Source organism: Coleofasciculus sp. LEGE 07092 (assembly GCF_015207375.1).
Classification (GTDB): Bacteria; Cyanobacteriota; Cyanobacteriia; order Cyanobacteriales; family Coleofasciculaceae; genus LEGE-07092.
In genome coordinates this window covers 1-14,103 of record NZ_JADEWY010000152.1, presented here as the reverse complement: position 1 = coordinate 14,103, position 14,103 = coordinate 1, and the positions used below count along the sequence as shown (strand labels likewise).

At 45.8% G+C, this 14,103-nt stretch carries 10 protein-coding genes; 5 read left to right on the top strand and 5 right to left on the bottom strand.

Annotation, left to right across the window (positions count from 1 at the left end; all coding sequences use genetic code 11):
* Positions 1-79: 79 nt before the first annotated feature.
* On the top strand, positions 80-1,489 hold the full coding sequence (locus IQ257_RS25670) for a serine/threonine-protein kinase (protein WP_193879471.1): 1,410 nt from the start codon (positions 80-82) through the stop codon (positions 1,487-1,489).
* A 10-nt stretch (positions 1,490-1,499) separates the two neighbouring features.
* On the opposite strand, the gene IQ257_RS25665 is transcribed toward IQ257_RS25670, so the two are convergent.
* On the bottom strand, positions 1,500-2,837 hold the full coding sequence (locus IQ257_RS25665) for a TRAP transporter large permease (protein WP_193879468.1): 1,338 nt from the start codon (positions 2,835-2,837) through the stop codon (positions 1,500-1,502).
* Positions 2,821-3,375 carry a TRAP transporter small permease subunit gene (locus tag IQ257_RS25660; protein WP_193879465.1) on the bottom strand — a complete coding sequence of 185 codons (555 nt, stop codon included), beginning with the start codon at positions 3,373-3,375 and terminating at the stop codon, positions 2,821-2,823. The genes IQ257_RS25665 and IQ257_RS25660 overlap by 17 nt, the downstream gene beginning before the upstream one ends.
* A 327-nt stretch (positions 3,376-3,702) precedes the next feature.
* Here IQ257_RS25660 and IQ257_RS25655 point away from each other — a divergent pair, with 327 nt between their 5' ends.
* The 4 genes from IQ257_RS25655 (at position 3,703) to IQ257_RS25635 (ending at position 8,520) form a co-directional block, all read left to right on the top strand.
* Positions 3,703-4,995, top strand: a complete 1,293-nt coding sequence (locus tag IQ257_RS25655) for a phospholipase D-like domain-containing protein (protein WP_193879460.1) — start codon at positions 3,703-3,705, stop codon at positions 4,993-4,995.
* A 140-nt stretch (positions 4,996-5,135) separates the two neighbouring features.
* Positions 5,136-6,233, top strand: coding sequence for a serine/threonine protein kinase (locus IQ257_RS25650; protein WP_193879457.1), 1,098 nt, complete (start codon positions 5,136-5,138; stop codon positions 6,231-6,233).
* Between the two features lie 365 nt (positions 6,234-6,598).
* On the top strand, positions 6,599-7,309 hold the full coding sequence (locus IQ257_RS25640) for a hypothetical protein (RefSeq protein WP_193933310.1): 711 nt from the start codon (positions 6,599-6,601) through the stop codon (positions 7,307-7,309).
* A 137-nt stretch (positions 7,310-7,446) separates the two neighbouring features.
* A complete protein-coding gene (locus IQ257_RS25635) occupies positions 7,447-8,520 on the top strand; it encodes a DNA cytosine methyltransferase (RefSeq protein WP_193879448.1) in 1,074 nt (357 codons plus the stop codon).
* Between the two features lie 137 nt (positions 8,521-8,657).
* On the opposite strand, the gene IQ257_RS25630 is transcribed toward IQ257_RS25635, so the two are convergent.
* From IQ257_RS25630 to IQ257_RS25620, 3 genes are all read right to left on the bottom strand, one after another.
* Entirely contained in the window at positions 8,658-11,078 is a 2,421-nt protein-coding gene (locus IQ257_RS25630; RefSeq protein WP_193879445.1) for a sucrose synthase, read from the bottom strand.
* A 169-nt stretch (positions 11,079-11,247) separates the two neighbouring features.
* Positions 11,248-12,771: a carboxypeptidase M32 gene (locus IQ257_RS25625; RefSeq protein ID WP_193879442.1), complete on the bottom strand. Its 1,524-nt coding sequence runs from the start codon at positions 12,769-12,771 to the stop codon at positions 11,248-11,250.
* Positions 12,772-13,217: 446 nt separating this feature from the next.
* Positions 13,218-13,790 (bottom strand): GNAT family N-acetyltransferase, encoded by a 573-nt coding sequence (locus IQ257_RS25620; protein WP_322744469.1) that lies wholly within the window; start codon positions 13,788-13,790, stop codon positions 13,218-13,220.
* Between the last annotated feature and the right edge of the window lie 313 nt (positions 13,791-14,103).

The following is a 14,103-nucleotide window of genomic DNA, read 5'->3' as shown; positions in this document are numbered from 1 at the left end:
GGGGGGCAGGGGGCAGGGGAGATGGTTAACATCTAAAAAAAACCCTTGTCCCCTTGTCTGACTATCAGTGGATGTAAAAATGAGCTACTGTGTTACTCCCAGATGCCTTGCTCCTGAAAATCTGGATTCCGCTCGCTTTTGCCTGAGTTGTGGCGTTCAGCTATGGCTGAATGAGCGTTATCGCCCACTTCAACCCATTAGTCATGGTGGATTTGGTAGAACGTTTTTAGCCATTGATGAAGATAGTCCCAGCAAACCTCGCTGTGTGATCAAGCAACTCTACATGGAAAATGCCAGCATTGAGGTTATGCAGAAGGCGAAGGAACTCTTTAGACAAGAGGCGGTGCGCTTGCAGGAGCTGGGCAAACATTCCCAAATCCCGACGTTACTGGCACATTTTGAACAGAATCGACAGTTGTATTTAATTCAAGAATGGATCCCTGGGCAAACACTGACTGAAGAGTTGCGGCAAAACGGGGCATACAACGAAACCCAAATCTGGGAATTGCTACAAGATTTACTGCCGATTGTGCAATATATTCACAATCATCGAGTGATTCACCGAGATATCAAACCTGCTAATATTATCCGCCGCCGTGATGATAGTCGGTTAGTGTTGATTGATTTCGGAGTCGCTAAGTTGCTGACTGATACAGCGCTGCTATCAACGGGTACTATTATCGGTAGCCCAGAGTATATGGCACCCGAACAAGTCAAGGGTAAAGCGTTTTGGGCAAGTGACCTTTATAGTGTAGGAGTGACTTGCATTTACTTACTCACTCAGGTTTCGCCCTTCGATTTATATGATTCGGTGAACGATGGCTGGGCATGGCGCGATTTTCTACCGCCGAGGGATTCGGTGAGCGATCGCTTGGGGAAACTATTAGATAAGTTATTATATCCTACCATCAAACAGCGTTATCAATCTGCGGCTGACGTTTTAGCCGACTTAACACCCATTCAGTCACCCCCAAGTGGAACTCACTTTATTAATCTTTGGCAACCCACAACGGGTAAGTCTAAACAGCAAAACCTAGCCTCTGAAGTGGGGGTTAACTATCATAAGCTCAAGCGGTTACTTTCCTTCCGGCAATGGCAAAAAGCCGATGAAGAAACCTGGGTAGTGATGTGTCAAGCCTGCGGCAAAGCACCTGGATATTATCTCAAAACTAGCGATATTCAAGAGTTACCCTGTGAGGACTTACGAACTATTGATCAACTTTGGGTGAAATATAGTGGCGGACGCTTTGGCTTTACCGCTCAAAAACGCATTTATCAACAGGTGGATGGGGATTATCCGACGTTTTGTGAACTTTTAGGTTGGTCGGTTCATAATCCTCATGTTTCTAATTCAGCCTATCGATTTAAGCTGAACTCTCCGGTAGGACATTTACCCTCACGTCGCTGGGTAGGGGGCTACTACCACTGGTGGCATCATGCAGGGGTTTTAGCCGCAAAATTAGAAGAATGCGCCTACAAGCTCTGGTAATAAGGAGTTATTACCGACCCAAAGACGGCAGGAAACTCACCAGAGGGGGGAATACAATAATTAACATCAAAATTAATAACTGAAGCAGAACAAACGGAATCGCCCCCCAATAAATATCTGTCGTTTTCACGTCCGGTGGGGCGACACCCCGCAAGTAAAAGAGGGCAAAACCAAAGGGTGGTGTGAGAAATGAAGTTTGAAGATTAGCCCCTAAAATAACACCGTACCAAACCAGGTCAAGTCCCAGTGATTCCGCAACAGGGGCAAACAGAGGCACAATAATAAAGGCAATTTCAAAAAAGTCGATAAAGAAACCCAGCACAAAGACAACCAACATACTCACCACCAAAAAGCCAATTTCACCCCCTGGCAGGTTAGAGAGAGTATCAAACATAAATCGGTCGCCATTCAAGCCACGAAATACTAAACTAAAAGCCGTTGAACCCAGTAAAATAAATATCACCATGCTGGTAATTCGTAGCGTGGCATCACACGCCTGCCGCAGGGCTAACCAGCTTAACTGACGGTTTGCAGCAGCGAGGGCGATCGCACCCACACAACCCACAGCCCCAGCTTCTGTTGGTGTAGCAATTCCAAAAAAGATACTGCCCAATACTAATAAAATCAACAATAATGGCGGCACCATTGCGCCGAGAACCCGGCGTCTCAAGGCTTTACCACCAATGTTGCGTACCTCTGGGGGTAAGGCTGGGGCTGCACTCGGCTTTAGCCATGCCACAATCACCACATGCAGGGCAAAAGCAGTTGTCATCAACAAGCCAGGAATCAGGGAACCGATGAACAAATCACCCACAGAAATCCCTAACTGATCGGCGAGTACCACCAGCACCACACTAGGGGGAATAATCTGCCCCAACGTTCCTGATGCGGCAATTACACCCGTTGCTAGTTGCTTGTCGTAGCCGTAGCGCAGCATAACGGGCAGGGAAATTAGTCCCATTGCCACCACCGTTGCGGCTACAACGCCAGTCGTCGCCGCAAGTAGCGCCCCCACGACAACCACCGCTAAGGCAAGTCCACCCCGCAACCGCCCAAATATAATCCCCATGGTTTCTAACAGGCGTTCGGCAATGCCCGATTTTTCCAGCATTGCCCCCAGGAAAATAAAGTAAGGGATTGCCAGCAGGGTGTAATTCGCCATGATGCCGAAAATCCGTTGGGGCATGGCGGTGAGGAAGATGGCGTCAAAAACGCCTAAACTAATACCAATGATGGCAAATGCGATCGCCACTCCCCCTAACGAGAACGCAACGGGATAGCCGCAAGCCAGAAATACTAAGGCACCCGCAAACATCACCGGACCTAACCATTCATACGCCAGCGTCATGGTGTTCCTCCTGGGGTGTGAGGTGTCCTGTGAAAATTGCCCAGTTTTTGATTATCTGGGAAATACCCTGAAGAATCAGCAGTCCGAAGCTGACAATGATTAGGGATTTGATCGGGTAGCGAGGCAAACCGCCGGGATCTGGGGACATTTCCCGAATTGCCCAGGAATTAAGAATCGTCTCCCAGGAGAAATAAATCACCATTAAACAAAAGGGGATGAGGAACAGCAGTGTTCCAATTAAATCAGCCAAAGCTCTCCATTTAGGCGACCAGCTTTTATAAAAAACATCTACCCTAACGTGTTCGTCATGCCTGAGGGCGTAGCCAGCACCCAAAAGAAACACTAAGTCGAATAAGTACCACTGACTTTCAATCCAGGCATTGGAACTGAGGTTTTGACCTAGGTAGTATCCCACATAGCGACCGACTACATTCCAAGTACCGATCGCAATCATGAGTAGCACCAGCCAGTAGGTTAAACGACCGACCCACTCATTGAAAGTATCGATGATTCGAGATATCTGTAAGAGTTGATGCAAAGGTTCTGGCTCCGAGCGATCGCAGATTTTGTATTTTACCGCTAGAGTTGCAGGAAATAATTATGTAGTCGGTGTTCTAGGGAGGTGTAGGCTGGAAATTCTCAGGGGTATCTGTGGCAGTCGGGTAAGTGCGATTGCACTGTGGGAAAGATAGACTCATATCTTGCACCAGAACAGATGTATTATATGAACACCTCAGTCAGTTGAAGCGACGCTTCCGCACTCCCTGTAGGAAGGCAACACTGCTGAACGCAGTATTAGGTGAGTAATATTTTAGGTATTCCCTCTAAGCTTCCTTCCATAGACAATCGCTGACGGTATTTGACAATGCAGCTATTCACTACCATTCTGACGTGGCTCGGTGCGATCGCCCTCATCATCGGGTTTATCCTAATCGTCGTCTTTTATTTACGGGGAGCCTTCCGGGATTACATTGATTACAGAGCCATCAATGTTCCCAGTCCTGATGAACGCCGCTTTGCTGTTGCTTTAGGCAGTTTATCGAATTCCTTAGGCACCACGGGGCGCGTAACTGGCTTTTGGTTTGAGGCTGACGAAATTCAACCCGCACGATTAGAGGCGATTCGCACTGCCAAGCGATGCATTCATTTCGAGACATTTTTCATGACTCCGGGACGCCGTGCCAACGATTTTGCGGCTGCACTTGCCGAACGAGCGGCTGCTGGCGTTGAGGTGCAACTGGTTATCGATCATTACGGTACAAAGAAATTACCTGATAAGTATTGGAAGCGATTAGAAGCGGCTGGTGTAGAGGTTCGCTTTTTCAAACCCTTTAGCTGGAAAGCGCCATTTGATTATGCCGGACGCACCCACCGTAAGCTACTCCTGATTGATGGGAAAATTGTTTTGATTGGTGGTGCGGGGATTTCTGACTTTTGGGATGGTCAGAAGAAGTTTGGCGATCAGGCTCCTTGGTTTGACTTTGAGTTCCGCTTAGAAGGTGCTGTCGTGTCGGTTCTTGAGGGGATGTTCATGCAGCACTGGGCATCTGCTAATGGCACCGTTGACTTGGGTGTAGAAAACTTTCATCCTGATTCACCCGTTGACCCTATGATTTTGGTGACTCCAGGGGAAGACCCTTCCTATCGCTCTTCCTCAATAAGAGCGCTTTTTACTACCGCTATCTTTGCAGCCGAAGAGCGAGTTTGGATTTCGAGTCCTTACTTTTTGCCCGACTATCAGTCAAGTCAAGCCCTTATTACTGCTAAGAAGAGAGGAATTGACGTGCGTATCCTGACCTGCGGACCGCACAACGATAAGAAATTAGTTTACTACGCCTCGGTTGAGCTTTTTGGCGACTTACTAAAAGCAGGAATCAAAATTTATGAGCATCAGCCAAGTATGCTGCACGCAAAAAGCTTGTTAATTGATGATAAATGGGTGAGTACTGGCTCTGCCAATTTCGATCCGCGCAGTTTCTTCCACAACGATGAATTGGATGTTTCTACAGATGAGCCGCAGATGGTGCAACACATCGAGCAGCTTTTTTACACTGGCTTTGAGCGCAGCAGACTGGTTAGTATGACTGATTGGCGTACTCGACGTTTATGGAAGCGGTTGATTGGACGTTTAGTCCTATTCTTACAGTCGCAACTTTAAAGAGGAGCAAAATGTGTATATATTTGGACTTAGGGTAATAGATTTCAACAAGATACTTTATGCCTAGTTGAAACATAGAATAGAGGAAAGGATATCACGGGTGCGATCGCTTGACTGCAAGCGTATAGGGATTGGACAGTATGGATACACAACATCAGGCGGGTGAGGTTATTCGCGATCGCTACCGCATTGTCGCACCGTTGGGTCACGGTGGCATGGGCACAACCTACGAAGCTGAAGATTTAACTAACTATCAACGGGTTGCTATCAAAGCGTTGTCCCTGCGCCAGATAAAGGAATGGAAGGTTTTAGAATTGTTTGAACGGGAAGCTAGAGTTCTCGCTAACCTTGAACATCGGGCGATTCCGAAATACCTGGACTACTTCCCCATCGATACTCCCGATAACCGCCGCTTCTATCTGGTGCGAGAACTGGTAAGGGGCGAATCGTTAGCTGACTTGGTAGAGAAAGGTTGGCAGGCTAATGAGTTAGATGTAAAGCAGATAGCGGTGCAAGTGCTGAATATCCTCCACTACCTGCACCAACTGACTCCACCTGTGATTCACCGCGACATCAAGCCAGAAAACATCATCCGCCGTCCTGATGGTCGGGTGTTTTTGGTCGATTTTGGTGCAGTACAAGAAGTGTATCGCAATACCCTGACTCGTGGTGGAACATTTGTGGGGACTTTGGGTTATGTACCCCAAGAGCAGTTTGGTGGAAACGTACAACCCGCATCTGATTTGTACAGTTTGGGGGCGACATTGCTATTTTTGCTGACAAAGCGATCGCCGGATGAACTTCCCCTACGTCGGATGAAAATTGACTTCCGCCGTTATGTGAAAGTTTTGCCAGAGTTTGGCGATTGGTTGGAAAAGATGCTCGAACCCGCTCTAGAAGACCGATTCGAGTCAGCAAAAGTTGCTCTTGAGGCGTTACGGAACAACAAAAAAGTTACCTCTTCTGTGCAGTTACCCACGCAGTTAAAGCGTCAACCGCCAAAGAGGTTTCGCGTTAAAAAGAGCGATCAAAGTCTGGTAGTGGAAATTAAAACAGGGGAAAAAGCATTTTATTTTAGTCTCTTCATAATCTTCTTGGCTACCATCGTACTAATAATGCGCTTTCCGCCGTCACCTGAGCTACTTCAGTCAATCCTGATGGTATTATTAGGTTATACATTTTGCTTGCCCATTGCATTGCTTGTTTTGTTGAATCCTGTATGTCGTATTCGCGTATAAATTGAGCAGCAAGACTTCCGAGTACAGTGGATAATGTGGGGGGTAATCTTTCGTCAGGTTCAAGGAAAGACGGCATATATTGAACGAATTGAGCAAGTAGATATTAAAACTAAAAAATCAACAACATCCCGTCTGATCATCTGGGAGGGAGTACGTCCGCACCACTTGTATTTAGGCTGTCGGGAGAGTGAGCAGTGGTTAGCAGATGAAGCATCAGATTTCTTATTACAACTACGTTATAGTAAGCGATTCTATAAGTAGCGAGAATCGTTCAGGTCTTCTTTGCCTCGGATTTGTATGCTTTGGGGGCAACATTACTGTTTTTGCTGACTCATCGCTCACCTGCTGATTTACCTCAGTGTCGGATGAAGATTGATTTTCGTTCACGGGTGCAAGCTTCCCCGGAGTTTGCTGATTGGTTGGAAAAGATGCTCGAACCTGCTGCCGAAGATCGATTTAAGTCAGCAGTCGAAGCTCTAAAAGCTTTACAAACTCCGCGATCGCTGCCTAATCTAAGTAAACAACTCCCTCAAAATCAATCTCTGTTAACGGGTCGGCGACCCAACGGTAGTCGCATTACATTGCAGAAAACTAACAAGCGTTTGTTCGTGAAAATTCCCCCTATGGGGTTGCAGACGAAGGGTATTCACCAGTTCGCTTTGTTCGGTTCAATTGCGTTTGGCTTTACATCAATCGTCTTCTACGCATTGATTAGGTCAGTTCAATCGCTCTTATTTGTACTAACGGTGGCGCCATTATTCTTCTGCTTGCTTCCGTTCTGGCTGATAGGTCTGTCTATGCTATGCATTTTAGTATATGGGTTCTTCGGGAGCAGCTATCTAGAGATTGACGCATCATCCTTCCACCTCAGATGGAAGTGCCTTTGTTTTAGCGGTAAGGTGCAAGGACAGACGGCGGACATTGAGAAAGTTGAAAGATGGTCAAAATGTCCTCCTGTTATCTGGGAAAAAGACCATAAGCACACCTTTGCTGATGAAGTAACGCCAGTGGAGCAGGACTGGTTAGTAGCAGAGATATCGGATTTCCTAGAAAGGCTATCTAGCTCCAAAAGTTGACATAATAAACTAAATAGTTACGCATAAATTTGAAAATTGATTTGATACAAGCTTGTGGAAAAAATAGAAATTTTGGTGCTAATAAAGGGTGTAAATATGTTTTATAATGAGTGAATAAAGATTGATGAAAAACAAGAGTGAAAAATCTAAATTTTATTGAGTTATTTGCGGGTATTGGTGGATTTAGAATTGCTTTTGAGAGAAGGGGTTATGAATGCGTATATTCATGTGAAATTGATCCAAAATGCCAGGAAGTATATTTTAATAATTTTGCAGAAAAACCAGCAGATGACATTACAAAAATAGATATTGACAGCATCCCTGACTTTGATGTTTTAACAGCAGGATTTCCTTGTCAACCTTTTAGTATATGTGGCAAAAGAAAAGGTTTTCAAGATACAAGGGGAACACTGTTTTTTCGTGTTTGTGAAATAGTCTCAGCCAAAAATCCTCCAGTAATTTTACTAGAAAACGTAAAACATTTAATGCATTTAGACAAAGGTAGAACACTTAAAACAATTTTATATTCTTTAGAGGATTTGGGATATATAGTTAATTGCCAAGTGCTGAATTCTAAGGATTTTGGAGTCCCGCAAAATCGGGAAAGAGTTATTATTATTGGTACAAAAAAGAAAAAATTTAACTTTAAAAGGCTAAAACTAAAATCTCCCATACCTAAATTAAAAAACTTTCTATGCAAATTTGGTGATTTTGAATACTTAGACCCCGACAGCTATACCTTAATAGATGAACCCAAGCAACAGCAATCTGGCTTAATTTTTGTAGGGTATCGGAATAATAAAACTATTTGGAAGAAAGGAGTTAGACCAAATACTCATCATTTATCCAGGGTTCACCATCAACCGAATAGAATTTATTCAGTGGAAGGGATACATCCTACAATACCCTCTCAGGAAACATCAGGTCGGTTCTTTATCTATATTCCCAAAGAAAATGCCGTTCGTAAATTGACGATTAAAGAATGTTACAGAATCATGGGATTTCCTGAAGACTTTAAAATCCACGGAAATTTAGGAGAATCGTACAAGCAGGTAGGCAATTCAGTCTGCATCCCTATGATTACTGAAATTGCTCATCAATTAAAAGAACAAATATTTTTTTGTAGCCAGGAAGAAGAAAATATAAATAATTTTATTTCAGAAACTCAAGAAGAGTTTGTTCAATTGCAAATACCAGAGTTACGATTATGAATAATGACTTAAGCAAGTGCTGTCAGAGAAACTTTTACAAAGATAGGACAAATTTTATATTTTTTGGTTTATTGAAGAGAGCGATCGCCTCTATACTTCCCCAAGAGGCGATCGCATTTATTGACCCTGCAAGAGATTTAACTACGCATATGTTGCTCTAGCAACTGTTGCGCCCCTGGCTTGTAAATCAAATAGAACAACGCTTCAATGTAACGCAGCATATCCTCCCGCTTTTCTTTGGAGGTGTAGTTCCAGAAGCCGTAAATCCGCGCCAGGGATAGTAAACGAGTGGTATGAATTTTCCAGGTGTAGGTACTGTAAACCCGATCCATACCCCGATTCGAGATGTCGAGCCAGTAGTCGGGATTTTGGTCGCATTTCGACAAGAATTCCAAAATCTTCTCGGCTGTTTCTTCGGGGTTTGTGGGGTTAATCAAGAACCCGTTCACCTTGTCCTGAATAATCTCCAACGGACCCCCAAACTGAGTACCAAAGGTGGGTAGACCCGAAATCATCGCTTCCAAAATCGTTAGACCAAACGCTTCAAACAGCGCTGGTTGCACGAAAATACCCCGACGGTCGGCAATCACCCGATAAATCTCCCCGGAGTCCCGTTTGGGCAGGCGCACACCTAACCAGCGAACCTTACCGTGTAAATTGTACTGGTCAATGAGCCGATAGAGCTTGACAATTTCATCCGTTTCCTCATTGTCGCTTGATTGCTCAACCCGCAATATACCGGCAACGAAAATCAGGTTACAGCGTTCCTGTAACTCTTTGCTCTTGCCGAAACACTCGGTTAATCCGGTCAGGTTCTTAATCCGGTCGAGACGCGCCATTGAGAACAGTGGGCGCTTGCTAGGATCATCCAGTTTGCCAAAAACCTGGCTTGAGTCTTCCAACGTAAAGAGCAGTTCTTCTAAGCGATCGCAATCTCCCGGAATCCGTTTATCAGTATGGGTGTAGGGGAAGTAAACCAGCTCGTTCACCCCAGGTGGCACAACGTTGAACTTGGGAGAGAACAGCTCAATCCCATTGACGACGTGATACAAGTCCGGCATGGTGAAGTTCTGATAAGACTCATATTGACCAACACTATCCGGTTTGCCCACAATCTCTTGATAAGTGCTGCTGATCAGAAAGTTTGCCGCATTCATCGCAATCAAGTCAGCCGTAAACTGGAGCGAGAAGTGGTACTTGTCCTCTAAGTCTTGCCAGTAAAGGTTACTGAACAAGTATTTGGACTTTTCCAAAGCGTGAGCAACGTTACACTGAGTCACGCCCATGCGCCGTGCCAGCAGGAACGCCACCAAATTTCCATCGGAATAGTTGCCGACAATAAAGTCGGGAACCCCTTGGAATTCCGCTCGTAATTCGCGTTCGGCGTCAATAGCGTAAGTTTCCAGATAGGGCCAAATCTCGAATCGAGAAATCCAGTTTTGGGTATACTTGGGATTAAATTCCCGAAACGGCACGCGCAAAATCCAGGCATTATCCGTACTATGAACTTTTTCTAAGCGTTCATTACACCGGGTGCCGTCGCTGTTGGGAATTAAGCGGCTGAGAATGATCACCTTGGGATGAACATTCAAGGATTCTAGCCCTGCTAGTTTGATGTCTTCTTGTAACTGTTTTTCTAAACTCCGGGCTTGGTCGAGCACATAAACAACTTGCCCCCCTGTATCCGGACGTCCCAGAACGCCCTCTTGTCCGAACCAACCGTGGATGGAAACCAGGACGATTCGGAAGATCATGGGAATGCGGGAGAGGAATTTTTCCAGTCCCTGAGCGTCGGGAGAGTCAATCAGATCGTCGAGGATGTCCAGGCTTTCTCGCACCCGACTGGCAGTATTCCCCCAACCCGCTTCAAAGCCCATTTCTTGCAGCTTATAGCGGAATTTTTCGTAAGGCTCCTCATCCGGGCGATCGCTCACAAACGCCAACGCCTGCTTTACGCGCTCGGAAAGTTGCCGTTGGCTGCTGATCCGCCCGTTAATTAAAAGCTGAGTTCCCTGAACTTGATGAAGGCTTAAAAAATTGAATAACGACTCTTGCCACTGCCGAGCGTCTTGAAACAGCTTGCTAGAGAGATAGCGGTTCAGGAACTGGACACCCTTACCAATGTTTTTGGAGTCGCGAATTGCCGGACTGTAATCGTAAAAGGGTCTGAAATCTAGTTCCAGGACATCCCCCTCATTAGGGTGGTAGTGGTTGACGAAGCGATCGCGTACATCCAGCAGTTCTTGTACCGTAATGGGTTCAATGCTTAAATCTTCAAATACTCGAAAGGCTTCTTGGTGGGCAATTTTCGGTCGCAGAATTAAACAGAGGCTTTCTTTTTCTAGAATGATTTCCTGAGTGTAATAAATCAGTCGCCCCAGATTAGAAGACTCATGAAAATAGTCGGGTTTTTCTTGCTCGCTGCAGTATTTATTAAATTCCAAAAGAATGTCATTTCGCAGTAGATATCGAGGATCTGAAGTCCTTAACTGGCTAGCAAACTGGCGCAGATCATTTTTATCTTCGGAATCGAGCACGTCCTGGATCAAATTGAGCATTACAACTCCCAAAGAGCAAATTCAACTGATTAACAAATGGAAGTGATGTTGAAGTCTGAACCGGAACGCTTGTACTAAAACGTCCCAATCCATCCTTCACCATGAAGAATTTTTGGCACTATTACCCTATTTTTTCAAGTAAATAGCCACAGGAGAATCAGGGCAACCCTCATAGGGTATAAAGTTGCCCGTACTTTTGTCGGATATAACGGATAAACGGGTCGATGTGCAAAGCTGCACCGGTAACGCCCCCGATCAATTCAGCCGCTGTGTACTTGCAACCATGCTGGTATATGTTTTCTTTTAACCAATGATGTAGCGTACTGAATTGTCCTTGCTCGATTTTAGCGGAGATTTCTGGATGTGCAGCAAGAGCCGCTTCAAAAAATTGAGCACTCATTAAATTGCCGAGGGTGTAGCACTGGAACATCCCGCCAATTTGCCCTGTATACCAGTGAACATCCTGCAAGACGCCATCGGTGTCGCTCTCTGGGACAATTTTTAAATCGGAACGGTAGCGTTCTTTCCAGGCTTCTGGCAAATCGCGAATTTCTAAGCTGCCTTCAAGCATCTGCAACTCCAAGTCAAAGCGGATCATGACATGGAGGTTGTAGGTTACTTCGTCAGCATCGGTACGGATGAGCGATCGCTCAACTTTATTAATCGCCCGGTAAAACGTATCAAGGGAGACATTACTGAGCTGGTTTGGAAAGGTAGCTTGAAGCTGGGGATAGAAAAACTGCCAGAAACCCCGACTGCGCCCGACTAGATTTTCCCAAAGACGGGATTGACTTTCGTGGACGCCTGCGGAGGTGCCAGCGGCGAGGGGTGTACCTTCTAGTGACTGGTCAATTCCTTGTTCGTAGAAGGCATGGCCCATCTCGTGGATGCTGCTGAACAGTGCTTGACTCAAGTCCTTTTCGTAGACACGAGTCGTAATCCGCACATCCCCCGTCGAGAAATTAATCATAAACGGGTGGTGGGTTTGGTCTTGACGCCCTCGTTGGAAGTCGAAACCCAACTGCTCAATGGTTTTTAGGGTGAGGGCTAGCTGCTGGGATGGCGGGTAGGGTTGGTGCAGAAAATGATCGTCGGGAGGAGTTTGGGCAGTAATGGCTTCTACCATTGGCACCAACTGCTGCCGCAAATCGGCAAAGAGCGATCGCAAAAAGGATGCCTTCATGCCGTAGTCGGCAAAGTCGATGAGCGGATCGGCGATATGGTCGTAGCCTGGAAAAAAGTTTGCCAGTTCACGGCTATAGTCCAAAGTTTTTTCTAGATAGGGTCGCACAGCCGCAAAATCATTGTTGAGCCGTGCTGTCACCCAAACGCCGTAAGCTTCTGTTCGATGCCTGGAAAAATCTGCCATGAACGTTGCTGGCACCAGCACCGCTCGCTCATACTTCCTGCGGGTTACGCGAATCAGGCTAGCTTCGTCGGAGTTGTAAGGGAGACTGGTTTCGTAAGGGCGTAAATCCTCTAAAAGTTGACCTATTTCCGGATCGGTGAACTTAGTGTGGGAAATTTGTTGTAAAGTAGCGAGTTGACGTCCACGAGCTACTGCGCCACCAGGGGGCATATAGGTCGCCTGATCCCAATACAACAGGGATGCTGCTGCTTCGATATCATTAATTTCGGCAAGGCGCGTTTTCAGATCTAGGAGTTTCGGTTGTGTCTTTTCGATAGTCTGCATGATTGAGGGGGTGATGCTTCTATAAATTCGTTTTGATGGGTTTTAGCGCTGTGTCCCAGATTAGTAAATGTACACCTGACAATCGAAAAGGAAAATCTCTCCTGCTTGAGAGGAGATGAACAGGTAGGCTAACCATTCGGCTCTTAGGCTTGGCTTAAAGCGCGTTGACGGCGGCACTGCATCTGCTCTGCTCGCTCTAGCTCTTTGGAATAGTTGACCCTGATAAGGCTAAAAATGGAAGAACTAGCCTGGGAAGTTGTATCTGTTTGCTACTCAGTACATTAAACTCAGCACTTGTGAGTTCCACAAACCATTATTGTGCCACTTCTCCAAAAGTTCCGCATTTTCCCAGATGTCATACTCTACCAACTACAGCCAAGAGGGGCTTGTGTACAAAAAAAAGGCTGCCTTTCAGCCTTTCTGCTTCCCCCCCCCAACCACCGTACTCATGCTTGCTGATAATATTCTGGCATGGGTTCTTTCTCGACCCTATAAACATTGAAGCCACATTTGACACAATTATCTAAGGCATAGGGACTGTCTAAATTACTGGTGTGGAACCACAAGCGTTGAGTTCCTTTGTTCCAAGCGTAGGCAACCCCATGACTGAGTAAATGCCTACCTAAGCCATGACCCACATACTTTTCTCTCAAGCCGAAGTAAACGATTTCCGTAGAATCAAAACAGCCGGATAGTCCTTCTTGACGGTGTACGAGTTCAATATATCCTGCCGGTGAACCTTCTACATATAAAACATGAACACTCGTTCCGGGCGCTGCTAGAATTTCCCTCAGCTCTTTATCTGAATAGGATAAGCGATCGCGCCAATGCCAGGGCTTACCTACGGTACTGTACAAAAAGCGATAAAAGGCGACATCAGGCGTGTCCATACACAGGATTTTTACCCCGTCAGGGTAATTGAGATAAGCCGGACGGAATTGGCGTGCATCGGTCATCTGGAGGTAGGTGATGACCAATGTATCCGGTAAAGAAGTATTGGTAAAAGATTTAGGAGACACCGGAGGATGAGTACTTGTAGGATTTTCCGCTATCTGCTAAACCGATGCAACCCTCGCCATCCTGAATTGACTCCAATCTTATAAACCTCTTGGCAATCAGATCGCTCGGAGAGCAGCCTTTATATAGAATGTAATGCACCTTGGAGGGATGAAGATCGATTTTATCGCTTTTCATCTCGTATCATCCTGATTTACTTTTTTATACGTTGTTTCGCAGCTCGTATTTGCAATCGAGGTACGTGCTGAAAGGAAAAAACAATTTTCCCAAGTCACTGACACAGATTTGGGGATCTGGGGGGCTTGGGAGCAGAGG